This window comes from Leptothoe sp. PORK10 BA2, from assembly GCF_034932105.1.
GTDB lineage: Bacteria > Cyanobacteriota > Cyanobacteriia > Phormidesmidales > Phormidesmidaceae > Leptothoe.
Genome location: NZ_JAYGIG010000119.1, coordinates 1 through 19,412 on the forward strand (window position 1 = coordinate 1; position 19,412 = coordinate 19,412).

General features: G+C 52.8%; 16 protein-coding genes. 6 read left to right on the plus strand and 10 right to left on the minus strand.

Going from position 1 to position 19,412, the window contains the following annotated elements; translation table 11 throughout:
- The first annotated feature begins 110 nt into the window (after positions 1 to 110).
- The gene (locus tag VB741_RS17775; protein WP_323366533.1) at positions 111 to 1,373 is read left to right on the plus strand and encodes an aminotransferase class I/II-fold pyridoxal phosphate-dependent enzyme; all 1,263 of its coding nucleotides are present in this window, start codon (positions 111 to 113) and stop codon (positions 1,371 to 1,373) included.
- Positions 1,374 to 1,489: 116 nt separating this feature from the next.
- Positions 1,490 to 2,632, plus strand: a complete 1,143-nt coding sequence (locus tag VB741_RS17780; protein WP_323366534.1) for a hypothetical protein — start codon at positions 1,490 to 1,492, stop codon at positions 2,630 to 2,632.
- 15 nt (positions 2,633 to 2,647) lie between these two features.
- Here VB741_RS17780 and VB741_RS17785 read toward each other — a convergent pair whose 3' ends face one another.
- Positions 2,648 to 3,748 (minus strand): fatty acid desaturase, encoded by a 1,101-nt coding sequence (locus VB741_RS17785; RefSeq protein ID WP_323366535.1) that lies wholly within the window; start codon positions 3,746 to 3,748, stop codon positions 2,648 to 2,650.
- A 210-nt stretch (positions 3,749 to 3,958) separates the two neighbouring features.
- Here VB741_RS17785 and VB741_RS17790 point away from each other — a divergent pair, with 210 nt between their 5' ends.
- Positions 3,959 to 4,930, plus strand: a complete 972-nt coding sequence (locus tag VB741_RS17790; RefSeq protein ID WP_323366536.1) for an NAD-dependent epimerase/dehydratase family protein — start codon at positions 3,959 to 3,961, stop codon at positions 4,928 to 4,930.
- A gap of 190 nt (positions 4,931 to 5,120) precedes the next feature.
- Here VB741_RS17790 and ilvD read toward each other — a convergent pair whose 3' ends face one another.
- The 4 genes from ilvD to VB741_RS17810 form a co-directional block, all read right to left on the minus strand.
- Positions 5,121 to 6,806, minus strand: a complete 1,686-nt coding sequence (gene ilvD, locus VB741_RS17795) for a dihydroxy-acid dehydratase (protein WP_323366537.1) — start codon at positions 6,804 to 6,806, stop codon at positions 5,121 to 5,123.
- A gap of 87 nt (positions 6,807 to 6,893) precedes the next feature.
- Positions 6,894 to 8,174: an adenylate/guanylate cyclase domain-containing protein gene (locus VB741_RS17800; RefSeq protein WP_323366538.1), complete on the minus strand. Its 1,281-nt coding sequence runs from the start codon at positions 8,172 to 8,174 to the stop codon at positions 6,894 to 6,896.
- 193 nt (positions 8,175 to 8,367) lie between these two features.
- Positions 8,368 to 9,321 carry a phosphoribulokinase gene (locus VB741_RS17805; protein WP_323366539.1) on the minus strand — a complete coding sequence of 318 codons (954 nt, stop codon included), beginning with the start codon at positions 9,319 to 9,321 and terminating at the stop codon, positions 8,368 to 8,370.
- A 321-nt stretch (positions 9,322 to 9,642) separates the two neighbouring features.
- Positions 9,643 to 10,524, minus strand: coding sequence for a lipopolysaccharide assembly protein LapA domain-containing protein (locus VB741_RS17810; RefSeq protein ID WP_323366540.1), 882 nt, complete (start codon positions 10,522 to 10,524; stop codon positions 9,643 to 9,645).
- Positions 10,525 to 10,793: 269 nt separating this feature from the next.
- On the opposite strand from VB741_RS17810, the gene VB741_RS17815 reads away from it, so the two are divergent.
- On the plus strand, positions 10,794 to 11,174 hold the full coding sequence (locus tag VB741_RS17815) for a hypothetical protein (protein WP_323366541.1): 381 nt from the start codon (positions 10,794 to 10,796) through the stop codon (positions 11,172 to 11,174).
- 33 nt (positions 11,175 to 11,207) lie between these two features.
- On the opposite strand, the gene VB741_RS17820 is transcribed toward VB741_RS17815, so the two are convergent.
- Entirely contained in the window at positions 11,208 to 13,502 is a 2,295-nt protein-coding gene (locus VB741_RS17820) for a tetratricopeptide repeat protein (RefSeq protein ID WP_323366542.1), read from the minus strand.
- Between the two features lie 156 nt (positions 13,503 to 13,658).
- Between VB741_RS17820 and VB741_RS17825 the strand changes: the two genes are divergently transcribed.
- A complete protein-coding gene (locus VB741_RS17825) occupies positions 13,659 to 14,393 on the plus strand; it encodes a phycocyanobilin:ferredoxin oxidoreductase (protein ID WP_323366543.1) in 735 nt (244 codons plus the stop codon).
- A gap of 129 nt (positions 14,394 to 14,522) precedes the next feature.
- The gene (gene gmk, locus VB741_RS17830; protein WP_323366544.1) at positions 14,523 to 15,161 is read left to right on the plus strand and encodes a guanylate kinase; all 639 of its coding nucleotides are present in this window, start codon (positions 14,523 to 14,525) and stop codon (positions 15,159 to 15,161) included.
- A 57-nt stretch (positions 15,162 to 15,218) separates the two neighbouring features.
- Here gmk and VB741_RS17835 read toward each other — a convergent pair whose 3' ends face one another.
- From VB741_RS17835 to VB741_RS17850, 4 genes are all read right to left on the minus strand, one after another.
- Positions 15,219 to 16,955 carry a peptidoglycan D,D-transpeptidase FtsI family protein gene (locus VB741_RS17835; protein ID WP_323366545.1) on the minus strand — a complete coding sequence of 579 codons (1,737 nt, stop codon included), beginning with the start codon at positions 16,953 to 16,955 and terminating at the stop codon, positions 15,219 to 15,221.
- Positions 16,956 to 16,974: 19 nt separating this feature from the next.
- Positions 16,975 to 17,550 (minus strand): hypothetical protein, encoded by a 576-nt coding sequence (locus tag VB741_RS17840; RefSeq protein ID WP_323366546.1) that lies wholly within the window; start codon positions 17,548 to 17,550, stop codon positions 16,975 to 16,977.
- Between the two features lie 381 nt (positions 17,551 to 17,931).
- Complete coding sequence (locus VB741_RS17845) at positions 17,932 to 18,648, minus strand: biliverdin-producing heme oxygenase (RefSeq protein WP_323366547.1); 717 nt, start codon at positions 18,646 to 18,648, stop codon at positions 17,932 to 17,934.
- Positions 18,649 to 19,032: 384 nt separating this feature from the next.
- Positions 19,033 to 19,362, minus strand: coding sequence for a metal-sensing transcriptional repressor (locus VB741_RS17850; RefSeq protein WP_323366548.1), 330 nt, complete (start codon positions 19,360 to 19,362; stop codon positions 19,033 to 19,035).
- Positions 19,363 to 19,412: the final 50 nt, after the last annotated feature.

The window sequence follows — 19,412 nt, forward strand, 5'->3', positions numbered from 1 at the left end:
ACGACGACGCTATGGGCTGCGATTCAATTTGATAGCGGCACTCTACAATTATGAACTCAACCTTGCCGAAGACTGGCAGCAAAATACAGCAATTTAGCACATAATCATTTTTGCAAGAGGTCTATTCAAGCGGGTTATACCCTGATAAATTTATTTGCCATCAAAAAAATGGCAATCAAATCGAAGTAGAAGAGCAGGGGACTGGCAAACGGCACCAGGTTCTGACGTTCTGTACCAATGATGTGTTGGGTATGGCCCAAGACAAGGAGGTAACCCAGGCAGCCATCGACTCTATCCGTCGTTATGGCACCTCCAATAGCTCCTGTTCAGTGCTCAGCGGTCGGATTGATTTGCATCGGCAGCTCGAAGAAGAAATTTCTGCTTTTAAGCACTTGCCCCATACCCAACTGTTCCTCAATGCCTGGATGGCATTGCAGGCTCTCATGGATGGCTTTTGTCATCTGGCGGTGCCGGTACAGGGCTTTCAGCATACCCGTGAGACCATCATCTTCAGTGATGTGCTCAACCACGGTTGCATCATTGCAGCGGTGGTTAACGCCGACAATCGGTCGGGCAAAATGTTTGGCCACAGCCCCAAGGTGCGGGTAAAGGCCTATCGTCACTGCGACATGGATGACCTGGAGCGCAAGATGCGGCGCTATGTGCGTCCTGACGATCGGGTGATTGTCATTTCTGATGCGGTCTTCTCCATGGACGGCGACGTGGTGCCCCTACCCCGTATGCTCGACATTATGGAAGCCTATCCCGGCAGCGTTGTGGTTATGGACGAAGCCCATGCCAGCGGAGCCATTGGCGGCAAAGGGGAGGGTATTTATGACCACTTTGGCATTAGTCCCCAGTCCGTGATTGAGCGGGGCATTGTGCCCATCATCATGACTACATTTTCCAAGTTTGCTGGTTCTGCCGGTGCGGCCATCAGCGCCCCTAACCGTGAGCTGATTGACTTGTTAGATGTATCACCCACATCCATTGGGACCATCTCCCTGCCACCGCCGGTGACCGCTGCGGCCCTAGAAAGCATTCGCTTAGTGCGCCGGGAACCGGAACGGGTGGCTAAACTGCAGGCAAATACGCGGTACTTGCGGTCTAAGCTAGTGGCTGCTGGGTTTGACGCTATTGGTGAAACAAACGTCATTCCTGTGCTGCTACCGCCCGACCTAGAGCCCAAATCCTTTGCCCGGGCGCTGATGGAGGAGCATAGTATCTGGGTTTCGGCCATTTGGTTTATTGCTAAGCCTCGTCTACGGATTACGGCCAATGCCCTCCATACCCATGCGGAAATGGATCAACTGGTGGAGTCCATGGTGGCTGTGCGCCAAAAGATCGGCGGTGCCGTTGCGCAGTATGCCTAGCCGGTAGAGGGGATGAGTAGTGAATTATAGTGAGCTGTATAAGGGAAAAAGACTGGCTTTTTAGTAGCTAAATGGTCTAACTTCGAACACAGCTCACTATTTACTACTCACCCCCTATGAGTACTTTTTCCATTAGACCAGTCACCACCCCTGACGATCAGGCTGCATTTATTGCTGTTCCGGCCCATGTCTATCGCACTGACCCCCACTGGGTTGCGCCGATTGAGTCGAGTACGGTTAAACAGTTTTCCCAGGAAAATACATTTTTCCAATACGGCAAACTACAACAGTTTTTGGCTTGTCAGGGTGATCAGCCGGTGGGTCGGGTGGTGGCAGCGGTGAATGATCGGCTGATTGAGCGGGAAGGTATCCCCATTGGGCTAATCGGTTTTTTTGAATGCATCAATAATATTGAAATCGGTCAGGCACTGCTGGAGGAGGCGACTCGCTGGCTACAGCAGCAAGGCATGACCCATGCTCGGGGACCGATTGATCTGTCTACCCACAACAACTGCTGTTTCTTGGTCGATGGGTTTGACTCGGATCCGATGTTAATGATGCCCTATAACCCCCAGTATTATCTGGACATCATGGCGGCCCATGGCTGGCACAAAGCAAAAGATGCCTATGCCTACGATTTACCGTTAGATCATCCCTTGCCCGACACCTTTGAGCGAGGCTACAAGATTGCCCAGAAAGCGGGCATTACGTTTCGCTCCATTCAGACTAAAGGCGACGCCTTTGAACAGGATTGCCGCCACATCTACGAGCTTTTTACCACGGCTTTTGCCCACAACTGGAGCTCCAGCGCCCGCACCGAAGCGGAGTTTATGGTAGAAGCACGGGAGCTACAAACGCTAGTGGATACCGACATCTTCGTGATTGCAGAAGATCCGAAAAAAGAGTCTGACAACAAGATGGTGGGATTTTTTATGGCGTTGCCCGACTACAATATTGCCCTCAAACAGGTGAAGGGTAAACTCAATATCTTTGGCATTCTGAAGTTTCTTTGGTATCGCCGTAGGATAGACCAGGCTAGGGTACTGGCCATTTGTACCCTGCCGGAATATAGCCGAAAAATGGTCGCCCTAGCGGTGGTTTATTTAGGTATGAAGGGGGGCACCGACAAAACGCCTCCCTATAAGCGGGCTGAGTTGTCCTGGGTGTATGAGGACAATATGCGATCGCGCAATATCATCGAAAGCACCGGAGCCACTATCTACAAAACCTACCGCATTTACGAAAAAGCCCTAGTCTAAGGTCGGTTTCAACCGCTAAGCATTGACTTGGGCCACAGGGCTAAAGGACTTGATAGAAACCAACTTATCTTGGTCAGAGTCCCACAGAATAAACTGAGAACAGTCCAAAATGTCTCCAAGACCAATGGTTTTTATCTTGGAAAGCAGGTGACTATTGGCCTGGTGACATGCTTTGAGATGGTAGTTCGGGATTCTTTCCGACAGGTGATGAATATTGTGATAGCTGATATCAGCGGTGAACCATTTGAATATCGCTGGCATATCTAAGTAGCTACTACCTTCAACTGCCCCCGCCAAATAGTCCCAACCCTCAGATTTATGGGCATAGGCACCATCAAAGTTGTGCTGCACAAAGAACACATTAATGAAAATAGCAGCGGAAAACGTCAGCACGATGGAATACACGCTGAGGAAAAAGCCCGCCCCCAGCCAATGGCACAGAAAAATCCATCCCCCGACTACAAAAATATTGTTGAGCAAAATATCCCAAAATTCTGCTGAAGTAGACCAATATTGCGATTTGTGGGCAGGCAGAATAAGCGATAGTTCCTGCTTTGCATTGGTTTTAACTGAGGAAAACAGAGCCCGGACAAACTCATAGATGCCCAGGATGAAAATTAGCCTTGGTTTAAAAGCCAGGTAGAAAAAGCCCCCTGGAATTACCATCAGGGGATGCCTGAGGACGCCATACATGGTTTGGTCCGATGGGGTGAGCTGGGAGTATTCTTGCACCGATAGGAAATCCCCAATGCCGCGATATTGCTCCCAGTCACCATTGGTTTTGTGATGATAGGCATGGTCCCTAGACCACCAGTATTGGGGCATGGCGTTGACCAGACCCAGGATAAAACCCACCACGCGGTTGACTTTCTTGGACCTAAAGAGTGAGTAATGCCCACAGTCGTGCATTAGCGAAAAGCAACGAAGGGAAAAGAGCACTAGCAAAACGATGATCGGCGGTAGCAGCCAAAGCGATACCTGGGAAGCTTTCACCGCCAAAAACCAGAGAAAAATGTAGGGAACCAGGGTATTTAAGACTTGGTAAGTGGCTCGTAAGTCATTGCTCTTCATGTAGGGAGTGAGCACAAAGTCAGACTTATTAATTGGTTTATTCATTCACTGGAGCCGCTTAATGTATCTACATATCTTAGATTGGTTTTTCTTGGAAAACGATCTCTGTTCATAAAATCCGTTGATTCCGAGGCTGGTTGCTACGGAGCCTGGATCCATGGGTGGTTAATCCAGGCTAAGGTCAGCATTTTATTGCACCCTTGATTTCGACTACGATACAGCCTGGGGTCTAGGTCTATCACCATCAATAAACGTATGAAAACATTGGTTACGGGGGCAAACGGCTTTACAGGATCCCACTTGGTGAGGCGATTGGTGGACCAAGGTCATTCTGTGGTCGGACTCGTGCGTCGCACCAGTGATCTATCGCGGTTGGTGGATACTGACGTGCAGTTGGTCTATGGCGACATTACCGATGGGGATGTGCTGAACCAGGCCATGGCCGAGGTGGATGTGGTGTTTCACATTGCGGCCTGTGTGGATTTGGGCATCGTAGACGCGGCTCGCATGGAACGGGTCAATGTGGAGGGAACGCGCACGGTACTGACGGCGGTAAGGTCTCAGCCGATGCCTCCCAAGGTGGTCTATTGCAGTACTATTGGCATCTATGGGGATACGGCGGGCCAGGTGATTGATGAAACCTACCAGCGCACCCAGGAGGGGTTTTCCTCGGCCTATGACGAGACAAAGTTTAAGGCCCAGCAGCTGGTGAATCAGCATGTGGCCGATGGCTTGTCGGCGGTGAGTGTGATGCCCGGTGGGATTTTTGGGGCGGACGACCCCCACTTTGGGCCGGTGATTAAGCTATTTCTGAAGGGGCGTTTGCCGATTTGGCCGGGGTGCGATCGCATCACCGGCATCGTCCACGTAGATGACCTAGTCCAAGCCATGGTGCTGGCTGCCGAGAAAGCCCCCTCCGGCGAACATTTCATCATCTCCGCCGGGGAGCTATCCATCGGTGAAATGTTTCAAATCTTGGGTCAGGCTGCTGGTATTAAAGCCCCTGTCGATGCACCGAAGCCATTAGTGCGGGCTATTGGCGGTCTGCTGGACCCCGTCGGCAAAGCATTTTCCTGGAATGCGCCGCTGAATAATGAACTGGTTCACTATATCTATGATCGATGTGTCCGCATCAGTGGCGAAAAAGCAATGCGCGAGCTGGGGTGGCAGCCCCGTTCGGTGCCAGAAATTCTGACGGGTATTGCCAAAGAGCTAAAGTCAGTCTAGGTTTTCGCAACTAGATGGGTAAATACAAACGCGAAGACCGTGAGGGTCTAAGCCTGTTTCGTTCAATTAGTGTAATGCCATGCTGCCACACAAAAGTCTCTACCCGTCCCACACCCGTCCCACAAAGTAGCGGTGATAAGTAGGGACTTTAAGAGTTTAATAGCAGCATTTCTATTAAACTCTTCGCGTTCTAAAATAAGTCCTTATCTGTTACGGCACCTTGACTACTCGAAGAAACTAACGTCGCATACTTCGCCAGCACACCCCGTTTATACCGAGGTTCCGGTGCAGTCCAATGCTCTCGTCGCTTAGCCAGTTCCTCTTCAGAGACATTTAGCTGCAATAACAACTGATCTGCATCCATTGTGATGGAGTCACCTTCTTCCACAAGCGCAATGGTGCCACCTACATAGGCTTCAGGCGCCACATGGCCAACCACCATGCCGTAGGTACCCCCAGAGAAACGCCCGTCGGTAATCAAACCAACCGAATCTCCCAGGCCAGCACCGATAATGGCAGACGTGGGAGCCAACATTTCTCGCATACCAGGACCACCCTTGGGACCCTCGTAACGAATTACCAGAATGTCTCCGGCTTGAATTTTGCCCGCCAAAATGGCGTCTAGACAGGCTTCTTCAGATTCAAAGACTCGCGCTGGACCGGTGATATTGCGCTTTTTGATGCCGGTGAGTTTGGCAACGGAGCCTTCGATGGCTAGGTTGCCCTTGAGAATACCTAGGTGCCCCTGGGCATAAATGGGCTGGTCAAAGGGACGGATGACATCTTGGTCAGGGCTGGGCTGATCGGGTACTTCTGCCAAGGTCTCTGCAATAGTCTGACCGGAAACGGTCAGAGCATCCCCATGGAGCAATCCCTGGTTTAATAACATTTTCATCACTAGGGGAATGCCGCCTGCTTTGTGCAGGTCAGTGGCCACATAGCGACCGGAGGGTTTGAGGTCGCAGAAGACGGGCACACGATGGCGGATAGCCTCAAAGTCATCGATGGAGAGTTCGACGCCAATGGTGTGGGCAATGGCTAATAGGTGGAGCACCGAGTTGGTGGAGCCGCCCACGGCCATGATCACGGAAATGGCATTTTCAAACGCTTTGCGGGTGAGGATCTGGCTGGGTAAAATCTGGTTGCGAATGGCGTCTACCAACACAAAGGCAGATTTCTCGGCACTGTCGGCTTTTTCCGCATCTTCTGCTGCCATAGTAGAAGAGTAGGGCAGGCTTAGGCCCATGGCTTCTATGGCCGATGACATGGTGTTGGCGGTGAACATACCACCGCAAGATCCAGCACCGGGACAGGCATTTTTTTCCACAGCGGTGAGGCGTGCTTGATCGATTTTGCCCGCACTGTACTGACCGACGGCTTCGAAGGCGCTGACGACGGTGAGGTCTTCGCCATCTAGATGGCCGGGTTTGATGGTGCCGCCGTAGACGAAGACGGCGGGGATATTCATGCGTGCGATCGCAATCACCGCCCCCGGCATATTCTTATCGCAGCCGCCGATCGCCAGCACCCCATCCATACTCTGGCCCATGCAAGCCGTCTCAATGGAGTCCGCAATCACATCTCGGGATACCAGGGAGTACTTCATCCCCTCCGTTCCCATGGAAATGCCATCACTGATGGTAATGGTGCCAAACATTTGAGGCATGGCCCCCGCATCCCGTAGGGCGGCCTCACCCCGTAGGGCCAGGGTATTAATCCCCATGTTGCAAGGCGTAATCGTGCTATAGCCGTTGGCCAGACCCACAATGGGCTTATTAAAATCCTCATCCCCAAAGCCCACGGCCCTTAGCATGGCCCGGTTGGGAGAACGCTGTACTCCCTGGGTAACGACGCGGCTTTTACGATTGTCGGCCATGATACATTCCTTCGAGATCCCTACAGACCTCAATTGTTGCAGATAGAGATGGAGATAGATTATGCCACAGCGGTCGAATAATGTTTTTTATTGTTCGTTGGGCTCCAGTAAATAGGTCAACATGGTTCCTTTGCCCTTGATGACTATCGGCCCCCGGGGATGAAACCCATAGCGATCACCACAGTTTTTCAATCGCTCATAGGTAGCCTCACTAATCTGAATCCCATTGGGTACCCCATGGGACTCCATCCGGCTAGCCGTATTCACCGTGTCACCCCACAGATCATAGGCAAATTTTTTCAGCCCAATCACCCCCGCCACCACAGGCCCAGTGTGAATCCCAATGCGTAGCGCAATGTTCTGGCCCGTCTGGGCATTAAATTCAGCTAGGGTTGCCTGCATCTCCACGGCCATGGCTGCCACCGCCCCCACATGATTCTCCTGGGGTTGGGGTAACCCGGCCACCACCATATAGGCATCCCCAATGGTTTTGATTTTCTCTAAGCCGTGGCGCTCAGCTAACTGATCAAACCGGGAAAATACTTGGTTCAAAAAATTGACCACATTTTTCGCTGATCGGGTTTCCGTCATTTGGGTGAAATTGACAATATCTGCAAACAGTACCGTCACCTCCGCAAAACTTTCCGCAATAATGTCGGAGCTTTGCTTGAGTTGCTCCGCAATGGGACCGGGCAGAATATTCAGCAACAGTCGTTCAGACTTTTCCTGGGCCTCCAACAACTGTCGATTTGTGGTGAAGTTTTCCCGCGACAGTTTTTCATAGAAGTAAACCGAGCAGTTACAGATACAGCAAATCCAAAATATATTAAGTAACAAGCTGGCCGCATGCAATCCAGGAGTGACCACCTGTAATCCCAGCAGTGGATTTACCACAAGATAATAAACCAGCACCCCCAGCTGAGAGATCAGGTGCAGCGGCCAGCCTACGGGAATCAGCGTCGCCTGGGTAATAAAGGAAAGCGCCCAGCTAAACAGATCGGGCTCGGCAATGGGGGTGTTACTGGCCAGTCCCACATAGGTTTCATGGAACCGATGCAACAGGCTAATGGACCACGATGCCAGCAAAAAGACGGCAATAATGTGACGGGGCTGATAGACGTTGTGGCGGATGAGTCTGAGACAGACTAACAGCAGGGCAATCCGCACCAGGTTAGTGAGAATCCAGAGTAAATCAAACGGATTGCGGCCGGTCGTCAGGTACTGGAGGGTATCTAGCGGTAAAAAGGTAACAAGGTACAGCAGACCAAATAAAATGCCCAACCGCATTCGCCGCTGCATAAACTGATGACGCCACTGGTCATAGGTTTTAAATTCATGGATGGGCGCTAGTTTAGAAAAACCAAACATGGTCAAGGGCGGGGAAAGGATCGGGGTCTGGAACAGTTGGATGGACCTGGTTTAATGGTCAGGCACGGTAATTGTGGCACATGGCTTTAACCCCAAGTCTGATCACCCTGAAAAATAAAGGCCAAAATAAACGCCCTCCAGGCAATCCCTGGAGGGCGTTTAACCGTTGTGCATTTTAGAGGATGGCTAGAATCTAGGCAGCCACTTGCACCTTGCCGGTGGCGTTCATCGCTTTCAGCATGTGATAGGTGATGAGCAGCTGGGTCAGGGCTAGGGGATAACTCTGTAGAGTTTCCCCCGTGGTGCCGACAATTTTGCCGACTTCCTGGTTGCCCTCTAGGCTACAGAACTGGCCCAGGTAGGGAACGTCACTACAAAGGATGCGCTCAAGCTGCTGGACCTGGTCGGGGGTGGCGTGACCATCAATGGCTAAAACGTCTACGGGTTTACCCATATCGCGTTCTAGGCCTAGACGAATTGCTTTACCCAGATCGGTATCTAAGATATCCGTAAAGTCAGGGTGGGGAATGGTGGGACGTAGCACCAGGTTGACGTTAAGGAGCAGATCGTTAGAGGCGTCTTCGGGCGTGGTCGGTGGATAGAAGGTGATCACGACATCAGCCCACTTTCTTTGAGGACGGATGAATGCTTCGGAGTCGGGCTCACGGGCCGCTAGAGCTGCTAATACGTCAGCTTCAGTGTAGCCACGCTTGCGGGTATCACGCTTGATTTTCCACTTGGTACGTAGGTCTTCAGGTGGTGCGAGGTAAACCTTCACGTCATAGGCATCGCGGGCCACCTTACTGGAGTAGCCCAGCAGGCCTTCCACGATGACAAATTTCTTGGGCTGGATGTATTCAGGGGCATCAAAACCACCGGTTGTGTGGTTGTAGATGGGCTTAAGAATGGGTTGTCCCTGACGCAGCAGACCCAAATGCTGCTCAATAATGTCAACGTAGTTGCAATCGGGATGCAGGGCGGAAATTCCCATTTCCTTGCGCTGTTGACGATCGTAGCGGTGATAGTCATCGGTGCAGATGGTCGTTACATCATGCTCACCGAGTACCTGGGCGATCCCGCGGGTTAGGGTGGTTTTACCTGCGGCACTGTCTCCAACAATGCCAAGGATGATCGGACGGTCTGCCATGGACATATCTCCTGCTTCTTTAGATTTTCTGCAACTCAATCATTAGTTTCATCTTAGGCACCAACGGCGCTAGGCTCAAGAATCTGTGTCAGAGAATACGTCTAGGCGAACTAATGTCTGCCTGAGTAAAAATACTCATAGTCCCTAGACGCAAAGCGTTACGCTTTTCTCGGCAAAGGAAAAAAAAGTCGAGAAAATTTAGGTTTCATGACTTAAGAATTTTGTCTAGATTTTGCCTGGGTACGCTCAGGGTGTTCTAAGTTCAGAGCATTTTGGTTTAATTGTGCTTAAAAAGCTGTGCCCAAGGTTGCTAGCGCCTGGTCAATGAGTTTGCAATTTGTCGGTTACCCACATCACCCGCAGACGATTGCGACCGCGTTTAGTGGCCAGGGCCAGGGCCTCTTCGGCTTTGTCCATCAATAGTTTTTCGCTTTCTGTGGGGTGATCCTTGTCAGTGACGGCTCCACCAATGTGGACATCGAGGGTGGTTTGAGTGCCGTCTTTCAGGGATAGGGGGGCCTCTGTCAGGAAGGTTTTTAGGGTTTCGGCATACTGGGTAATGGCTTTGACATCTAGGCCTGTAAGGCTACAGGTGAATGTGCCTTGGTTGTCGCTAAAGAGCCAAGCGTCTACGGTCAAGTTTTGCTGTAATACATGGGAAATGGCTGACCATAGGGCCTGATCTTTTCTGAGATCCCCCCCGAGATCACTGGCATTGGGTTGCCGTCGATGGGGTTTGATGATCAGTAATCCGACGGATTGAAATTCTGGGTTGAGGGGCTGCATTTTCATCTGCTGGAGCAGGGCCCTCGTGGTGCGGGGAACCACGGCATCATTGACTAGGCCTGTGGTGTGGTCTAGCAGATCCAGAGACCGCAGTAGGTTTTGGTGGCTGTGGCGCAGGGTGCTGGCTTGGCGAGCCTGACTGTTGACTTCTTGCTGCTTGGCTAGGAGCTGAGTCTCTAGGCTGCTAGCTTGGCGTTTGGTGCGGGAGATCCGCCATTCCCGTTTGAGAAATGTGGGGATGGTGACCAGTAGGCCAAAGACCACCCCGAGGCCGGAGGTGAGCAACAGCACGGTGGCCAGATGCTGCCGCTCTAGCTGCCAGAGAAAGAAGTTGATGGTGATCAGCTGATCGTTTTGGAGGGCGAATGCGATCGCAAAAAACGCAATCACCAGAGCAAAGATAAGAAATAGCGCCATCGGTAAAATAGCCCGCAAATAGCAATTAACCCAAGCCTAGTGAAACTGACCTCCAGCTTTTATCGGCTAAAGTTGGGAATTTCTTCAATTTTGGCTGATAAAGGCACCGCCTAGGGGGCGTTTTTCCCCATGCCCGGCCCCTACTGATGACAGGTCCCTACCCATTGATGGCGGCCCAATGTTTGTCAGAAGTTTGCTAAAACTAATCGGTCAAATCCCAATAGTTGCAGCAAAATCAGAAGTAATGTTGTTGCGAGAGGACCCATGCGATGGCTGAGTTAACCGGTCCCTGGCTGGGGTCCTATTGGGATCGAGAAGCCCCCATCCGTTTTGAAGCCACCTTTGTGCAAGCACAAAATAGCCTCATTGGTCGAATTATGGACGACAGTCCCTTGGGGGAGGCTCAAATTCAGGGTCAGGTGACCGGACGGCAGGTCACCTTTACTAAGAAGTATTTCAATAACCCTACCTATACCATTCAGTACCAGGGGACCGTGTCAGAGGATGGCGATCATATCCACGGTCAGTGGCGTATTGATAACCGGCATAACGGTGCTTGGGAAGCCCATCGCAGTGATAACGATCTGAGTAAGGAACTCAATGCGTTGTTGGCCAAATCCTTACCGGAATTAACCGGATCTAAGACCTAGTTACTACCCAGGCGGTGGCTTCTCATCGCTCTCCTATAGTTTGAGCATCACCTCGGGCAATAGCTCCGCCGGAATCTGGTTCAGGGCCTGTTGCTGTCCCTCTAGCCCCAGTAGTTCGTAGTGCATGGCTACATTGCGTACTAGGGCCTTAAAGATCGGGTCATAGGTGGCGGCGGTTTTCGGGGTTTCCTTGAGGGCGGTGACATAATGGCCCAATGCCCGCTCCAGGTTGGCGGAGGTGGACTGGCCATCGTCGGACCGGGCCAGCCGGTCATAGATGCTGCCCAAGCAGTGGCGAATGGATGCCAGGTCAAGGCTGGATGGGGCCAACTCCGATGTCAACTCCGAGGCTTTGAGGGCGGCTTCGTAGGCAATCACGGCGTTTTGCCGATAGTGTCCCTCTGGGTCTGCCGGTGCCTCCGGATGGTTGGCCAATTCCCAAAATGCGGTGCCTAAATTGTTATAGGTGCTAGCACAGCCGATGGGATCGGTGGTCGGGGTACGGTACTGGAGAGCCTTTCGGTAGGCGGCAATGGCATGTTTGAGTAAAAATATGGGCCGCTCATGACGGGACAGGCTCCAATAGGCAATGCCCAGATTATTTTGCACTGCGGCATAGTCCAGGGGGGACCGGTCGGGATGGTGGCAGCCTAGGGCTTCGTTGTAGGCGGCGATGGCTCGGTGCAGATAGGTTTTGGGTTCTTCGTAGTAGGCCAGTTTCCAATAGACCGAGCCCAGACTATTTTGCAGGGTGCCGTACTCTTCGGCGTGGGTAGCTACGGGGACGAATGGTAGGGCCTGAAGGTAAACGGCGACCGCTTGCTTGAGATGGGTGACCGAGTCATCGTAATTTGCTAGGGCGCTATATACGGCTCCCAGGTTGCCGTACAGGCGGCTATGGGTTTCGGCCTCCACCAGGGGGCAGTCAAGACCGGCTTTATATAGCTCCACACTACGGTTCATGCCTGCAATCAGGGCGGTGCGATCGCTGTGGTGTTGGGCTTGGAGCCAATGCAGGGTGCCCAGATCATTGAGACCCGCTGCCCGCTGGTCATCGTCTTGCGGCAGCCAGTGCAAATAGAGATCAAAGGTTTCGATGGCGGTGGCTAGCAGGCTTGGGGTCATGTCCCCGGCTTCGATGCGATCGCGATAGTGGTTGCCTAGGGTCCGGTATGCCTGGCTCAGTTCCTCCGGTGTTGCGCCCTCGGCCTGCCGCTGAGCGATGAATTCCAGCGGGTTTTCTAACGTAGTGAGATCAATTGTTGGGCTTTGGGGGATGGCGACAGCTGCGGTCACAGACTGAGCTGCGGTCGCAGACTGAGCTGCGGTCGCAGACTGAGCTGGGGTCGCAGACTGAGCTGGGGTCGCAGACTGAGCTGGGGTCGCAGACTGAGCTGGGGTCGCAGACTGAGCTGGGGTCGCAGACTGAGCTGCGGTCGCAGACTGAGCTGGGGTCGCAGACTGAGCTGGGGTCGCAGACTGAGCTACCGGAGTTTTTGTGGGCACCGTCGCCGCTGCAGCCTGTTGAGTTCCATGGGCAGGCTGTTCCAGCTGAGCCAGGTCTTCGCTGAGGATTTGCCATATATCAGCATTTTGCTGGGTCTGTCGGGGATTGATCTGGCCGTATAGGCCATCCATGGGGGGATTTTCTGGGGGGGTGGATACCCCGGAAACGAGTTCACTGACAAAGGTAAAGACGCCGCTACGCCATTGCCAAAACTCTGGGGCAGACTTCTGTAGTGTTCGGTACCAGGGCCATGAGAGCCATAGCACCAAGCTGCTTTCGAGGTGGGGCAGCAGGGCCTGGATTTTCTCAAGGGAGCGCAGGAAATGATTTTGCGATCGCATCGACTGGTGGGTCATGGCCTCCAGCCCTACCACTTGCACATTGGGCAGGGGATGGGGGGCTTGCTTAATCCAATGGGCCAGCTGCACCACCAAATCTGGCTGGGTGGGCTCAAAGGTCAGCGTGGTCAGCTTAACCGCCCCAAAGTCATCATCAATACTTGCCGCCGTGGCCAAATCTGACTGGAGTCGCTGCACCAGTTGAGCCTGCAGACTATCACTATCACAGACGGCAATTAAAAGCTGTCGTCTGAGGTTGAGCTGTAGGGTGGTTTTGAGGCCTTCGTATTGCCGTTGATTGAGCCCCAAAACCTGACGAGACCTGAGTTGTGTAGCCACCATAGCGGAGAAAAAGTGTGGGTAATGTTGAAGCGACGTAGTAAACGCGGGGCAGAAAATGCGGGCCAGTAACTGCGGGACAGTAACTGCGGGGCGGAGCGCAACAAACGCGGGGGCGGGGGCCAACTCTTGGGCCGTTGCCATGCTATGCCCTAATCATCAAAACAATGAAGTAACCATCTTTTCCTTAAAAAACAGTCAGCATCAGGAATTCAGGTGACAAATTGGAACATACTCGGTCAATCCTGCCCGAGACCTGGGCACTACTGTAAACTTGAGGGGTGAATTGAACGCTCATCCATGTCGATTACGGTAAAGTCTTCCATCCGCCAGCATCAGCATTCTGTCATCTGCGACCTGGCCGATATGATTGAAGCGACCTGGCAGCGTCATCTTGCCCTATCGCCCTACCATCTTCCCAAGGACCTGGGCCATGTGGAGGGGCGGCTGGAAGGTGAACGGTTGGTGATTGAGAATGCCTGTTATCAGACTCCAGAATTCCGCAAGCTCCACCTAGAATTGGCTCAGGTCGGTCCTAACTTGGATATTCTCCACTGTGTGATGTTTCCTCGGTTGGACTATGGCTTGCCCATATTTGGTTGCGACATTGTCAGTGGTCGGGGGCAAATTAGCGCTGCTGTGGTGGATCTGTCCCCCACTAGCCCCGATGGCCTACCGGTGGCCTATCAACTGGCCCTGGAGGGGATGGGGACAGCTGGGTATAGCCATCCAAGGGAGCTACCTTCGTGGGGGCATATTTTTTCTGACTATTGCTGTTTTGTGAAGCCCATTGGCCCCCAAGAAAATCACCGCTTCTTGCAGCAGGTGCTGCACTATCTCACCCTGCATTGCACCCAGGCGGTGGCTACCCCCCCGGCCCCCCATCAGCGGTCCAAGGTGTTGGCTGGGCAGCGCAACTACTGCATCCACCAACAGCAAAATGATAAAACCCGTCGCATTTTAGAAAAGGCGTTTGACCCTGCTTGGGCTGAACGTTACATGACTACGGTGCTGTTTGATCTGCCTGGGGAATAGGCCCGCATTTGTTTAAACTATGGGCAGTCACCCTAGGGTGGTCACGGTTGGCTGTCCTGACTGTTTTACTTGTGGCTACAGTTCTAGCGATTAGTTTTAGCCATTACTTTGCAGTTCCCTGAGTTAACTATGCTTTCCCCATCGGTGCCCTTGGATTCAGAAGCGGCGATCAAAGCTGCGCCCCCAGGTCAGCTGATTGTTTTTACCGGCCCTAGCGGCGTAGGTAAAGGCACCCTACTGCGCCGATTGCTAGCCCGGCATCCAGATATTCAACTATCGATTTCGGCCACTACTCGTCAGCCCCGTCCGGGGGAAGAACATGGCAAGCACTATTATTTTGTCTCCCGTTCTGAGTTTGAGGCGATGGTGCAATTGGGCCAGCTATTGGAATGGGCTGAGTTTGCTGGGAATTATTACGGTACCCCGCGCCAGCCCCTGGATGCCATGGTGGCCCATGGCCATACGGTGGTGTTAGAGATTGAGTTAGAAGGGGCACGTCAGGTGCGCACCACCTTGCCTACGGCCCATCAGATTTTTGTTTTACCGCCTAACCTGGCGGCGTTGGAAGCCCGTATTCGTGAGCGAGGTCAGGATTCTGAGGATGCGATCGCAAAACGCCTAGCCCGTGCCCAAGTCGAAATTGCCGCCGCCGCTGAGTTTGATCATCAAATCATCAACGACGACCTAGACCTGGCCCTGACTGAGCTGGAGCAGCTGGTATTGGGTTCGCTCAATTCGTCGGGGGAGACGGCGGGACCCTGGTCATGACTTCTATGCCTCTATTCCTGAGGAGATGGCGGGACCCCGGTCGTGACTTCTATGCCTCTATTCCTGAGGAGATGGCGGGACCCCGGCCATTACCACTAGAGACTCAATGACCGACTTAACCAAGGGAGCTGTCACCGTTGATCCATAGGCATCTTCCCCCAGGGGTTCATCGATTACCGCCAGCACCACATAGCGCGGATTCTCCACCGGGACGATACCCACAAAGCTGACAATCCGACCGTCGCCATATTGGCCGTATTCGTTGGCTTTTTGGGCAGTGCCCGTTTTCCCCGCGACTCGATAGTTGGCGACCTGGGCTGGTTGGCCCGAGCCTGATTTCACCACCTCCTCCATCATCCTCACCACGGCTTCGGTGTTTTCCTGGGAAAAGACGGATGTCGCCTGGGGGCGCTCTGGTTGCCAGATCAGGTTATTTTCCTGGTCCACCAGGCCCCGCACCACATGGGGAGTCACTAGCTTGCCCCCATTGGCTAAGGCTCCGTGGAGCTGTACCTGCTGCATGGGGGTGAGGGAAAAGCCCTGGCCAAAGGAGGTGGTGGCGGCTTCTACAGCACTGTTGACAAACTGGGGACGACTCTTGAGCTGGGCTGGGGACTCGGCGGGGAGTTCAATGCCCGTGGTTTCCCCTAGACCTAGTTTTTCTAACCAATCATAATACTCGGAGCGCTTGAGCTGCTCCATGATGTGGACCATGCCCACGTTGCTGGAATGGCGCAAAACATCGGTGATGGAGATGGAGCCCCGGCCCCCCACCGACTTGTAGTCGACGTTTTGAATGGTCCACTGGTCGTACTGCAAACTTCCTTCATCGTAGATGTAGTCGTCGGGGTCAAGCGTCCCTGCTTCTAGTGCGATCGCAACATTAATCGGCTTAAATGTTGACCCCGGTTCGTACAGGTCACTCACCGCCCAGTTCTTAAACTGTTCCACATCCGCTTCGTAGTAGCGATTGGGATCATATGTGGGGGCAACGGCCAACGAGAGCACAGCCCCATCCCGACTGTCCATCACAATCAAGGCCCCTCGCTTAGCCCCATGTTGGCTTACGGTGGCCTCCAAGTTGCGCTGGGCGATCCTTTGCAGACGGCTATCCACCGTCAGCTGTAACCGGATACCGTCACGATTGGGCAGCCGTTGCAAGTCCTGGTTGGGTAACGGGGCCTGATCCAACTCATACAGCAGCTTGTCCTGTAGCGCATATTCCAAACCGGCTTGGGGTTCCCCTTCCAGATTGATATATCCCACCAACTGAGACATCAGCTCCTGTTGGGGATAAAAGCGCTGCTGACTGGGGAATAGATCTAACCCCTCCAGCCCCATGCCGCGCATCCGTTCCGCTAGCTCCTCCGACACATCCACTGCCACCTGGATACCCGTTTCCTGTTCCTGAAAACGGGCCAAAAGAGTCTCCTGGGGTTGAGCCAATAGCCCTGCCAAGGTTTCCGCCATCTCCTCACGGGAGCGGCTAAACAGCATGGGATGGGCATAGATGGTATACACCACCCGATCCACCGCCAGCACGTTGCCCTGGCGATCAATAATGGGTCGTCGCGATGCCTGGGGTACCTGGGGTAAATTCTGACGTTGCCCCTCAGCCTGGGCCTTAAGTTCGCTGCCTAACACCAGCTGCAAGCGGGCCAGGCGCACGCTCAGTCCCACCATTGCCAGCACCATAAAGCCCCATACCGTGACTAGCCGAAACCGTGGCGATGACAAGTAACGGGGCCGACGAGATGACTGACGAGGGGATGGATGAGATGGGTGCGTAACCATTGCGTAACCATTTAGTAACTTAGTAACCCAATGGATGGGGCATGGGAGGCTGCACCTTGGGCTCTACTAGGTCGGGCTTAACCAATTGCCGGGGTGGGGCAGGTGACACGAAGATAGCACGCTTCGGCTCCAGGGGTTGGAGTCCAGAGGCTGGTGATTCAGCCTGTTGAGCCATGCTGTGTTTCAACGTTTCATTGGCGGTGGTCACTTGCTGGGTAGAAACCTTAAGGGATTCCAAGTGCTGAAATGAGCGGGCAACGGTTTTATCCAGATAGACCGTCCAACTATAAATTACCAGGGCTGTCGCCACCAGTCCCCCCGTTAAGACCGTAGAACCCTGCTGTACACCCACTAATAACTTTAGGCCGAGAGGGAGTTGAGGTGCCTTGGGCAGTTGTCGGACTTCAGCCGGAACCCTAGGTTGGTCCGGTATGGCAGTGGGGGCCTCCATCGGCATCCTAGCCACAGCCTGGGCTGACGGGGTGGCGACTGGTCTAGGCCACGACCCTATAGGGTGCAGTAATAACAGGTTCTGTGGGTTAGAGCCCCCAACATCGTCATTTCTCTCTTGATCAGCCCTAATGGCAAAACCCACTCGTTTACTCCTTCACTCACACATAACATGTTGCCCCCATAGGTCAGAGCTAGGCACGCTCCAAACCTACCGTGGTTACTTTTTCACACATCACCAAAAAATACCAGAAAACGTCAATATCTCAAGTATTATTTGGCACGCAATGGAAAAGAGTATCCAACTCGTTCCACTCATTCCGCCGGAATTTCCAAAATCAGGAACCTGGAATCGACCGACTAATTGACTGGAAATTGAGCCTCATCCTACAGGAGCGACTTCTAAAGGACAACCCCTGGCGACGAATTGGGCCTAGGAAAACGGCAAATACTGAAAAGGGGACAGATCCACACCAGGAATCCGACCCCTTTTTAGTCTTTTTTCGGTTTTGATCGAGTCTAAACTCTACTCAGCTGTGACTAGCTCGGTGCTGCCACGACGACGACCCCGGGTGAGGCTGTTAAACAGCATCTGACCAATGGCCTTCACTAAGTTACCTTCCAGCTCTTGGAACAGCTTCATGTTTGTGCCAAAGGCATCATTGGCTTCTTCCACAATCCGCTCAGCCATCGCGTCATCCACGGGAGCTGCATTAATGGAACTGCGATAGTTCGCCTTAAATTCGGCATCATCAGGAATGGAGGGGAATTCATAGAAAGCCACACCCTCATCATCCGCCAAATTCATGGCTCGCTGGGCAATATTCTTTAGAATCTGACCACCGGACAAGTCACCCAAATAGCGAGTGTAGGAATGCCCCACTAATAGCTCAGGAGACTCATTGGCGACCTGACGAATCCGATCCACATAGGCCTGACCCGCTGGGGAGATGGAAATCTGGTCCTGCCAATTGGGGCCGTAGTAGTAGGCCAAATCGGTTTCTAGGGTTTCCTTGCGGTAAAGCTCAGGGTAATAAATCGACGAGACCACAGGATGGTCCTTATGACGCTCCAGTTCTTCTTCCATGGCAGCGTAAACATAGTAGAAGTTTGCCACTAGCTTCCGGTAGGACTTCTTCTCAACCACGCCCCGCAAAAAACAGCGCACAAAGCCCACATTTTCGGCCATTGTGTGCGCTTTCTGCGTGCCTTTCTTGAGCTTTTCGGCTAAATTGCTGCTCATACTAAAATATCTCGACGTTAAATGGAGTTTAATATCGTCCGCTGCAGGCGTAGGACGACGGGCTAAATCGTTTTAGCAATGGATACATCACCACATTTGTTACCGTAGACCGTTTTGATTAGGCCTTTCATTAAATTTTTTTACGCACAGGACACGCTAATCACATCCGGGCAGGCCTCCCAGGAGCCCCTAAACCCTTCCCTGAAGAGGCTTAACAACGGCACATTCAAGTATATGCTTTGTATCGTTTTGTGATTTTTCGCAATCTTATTCGCAATCTTAACTGGGGGTGCTGACCGACTCAATTGCAGCTTAATTGCAAAAGGATGACTGTTGGCTAGCGATTAGGTTGGCCATAAGCGTTTATCCAGTAGAGTCTATGTACTAGTCGAAGAAACGGTCTAGGGCGGCTTTTAGTTCAGTTAGCTCCTCCTCAATATTGCCTTCCGTTACGGCTCGGCTAATACATTCGCTAATGTGTTCATCCAAAATCATCCGGGCGACTCGGTCCAATGCTCCACGCACTGCAGCGATCTGCACTAAGACATCGGGGCAAGGTCTGTCCTCATGCACCATGGTCTTGATGCCGCGCACGTGGCCCTCAATGCGAGATAGACGATTAACAATGCGTTTGAGGGATTCTGCGCTGTGGCCATGGGCGGTACGGGAACCATGGGGGTGGGAATGGGAGATGGCGTCTGAGGAGGTGCTCAAGGGCTAAAACTAGTAGGTGGGCTAGATGATCAAAAAAATAACGAATATCC

Excerpts from the sequence above, each read along its gene's own strand:
- VB741_RS17780 (WP_323366534.1), top strand. The coding sequence starts at position 1,490 with ATGAGTACTTTTTCCATTAGACCAGTCACCACCCCTGACGATCAGGCT.
- VB741_RS17785 (WP_323366535.1), bottom strand. The coding sequence starts at position 3,748 with ATGAATAAACCAATTAATAAGTCTGACTTTGTGCTCACTCCCTACATG.
- VB741_RS17790 (WP_323366536.1), top strand. The coding sequence starts at position 3,959 with ATGAAAACATTGGTTACGGGGGCAAACGGCTTTACAGGATCCCACTTG.
- ilvD (WP_323366537.1), bottom strand. The coding sequence starts at position 6,806 with ATGGCCGACAATCGTAAAAGCCGCGTCGTTACCCAGGGAGTACAGCGT.
- VB741_RS17800 (WP_323366538.1), bottom strand. The coding sequence starts at position 8,174 with ATGTTTGGTTTTTCTAAACTAGCGCCCATCCATGAATTTAAAACCTAT.
- VB741_RS17805 (WP_323366539.1), bottom strand. The coding sequence starts at position 9,321 with ATGGCAGACCGTCCGATCATCCTTGGCATTGTTGGAGACAGTGCCGCA.
- VB741_RS17810 (WP_323366540.1), bottom strand. The coding sequence starts at position 10,524 with ATGGCGCTATTTCTTATCTTTGCTCTGGTGATTGCGTTTTTTGCGATC.
- VB741_RS17815 (WP_323366541.1), top strand. The coding sequence starts at position 10,794 with ATGGCTGAGTTAACCGGTCCCTGGCTGGGGTCCTATTGGGATCGAGAA.
- VB741_RS17820 (WP_323366542.1), bottom strand. The coding sequence starts at position 13,502 with ATGGCAACGGCCCAAGAGTTGGCCCCCGCCCCCGCGTTTGTTGCGCTC.
- VB741_RS17825 (WP_323366543.1), top strand. The coding sequence starts at position 13,659 with ATGTCGATTACGGTAAAGTCTTCCATCCGCCAGCATCAGCATTCTGTC.
- gmk (WP_323366544.1), top strand. The coding sequence starts at position 14,523 with ATGCTTTCCCCATCGGTGCCCTTGGATTCAGAAGCGGCGATCAAAGCT.
- VB741_RS17835 (WP_323366545.1), bottom strand. The coding sequence starts at position 16,955 with ATGGTTACGCACCCATCTCATCCATCCCCTCGTCAGTCATCTCGTCGG.
- VB741_RS17845 (WP_323366547.1), bottom strand. The coding sequence starts at position 18,648 with ATGAGCAGCAATTTAGCCGAAAAGCTCAAGAAAGGCACGCAGAAAGCG.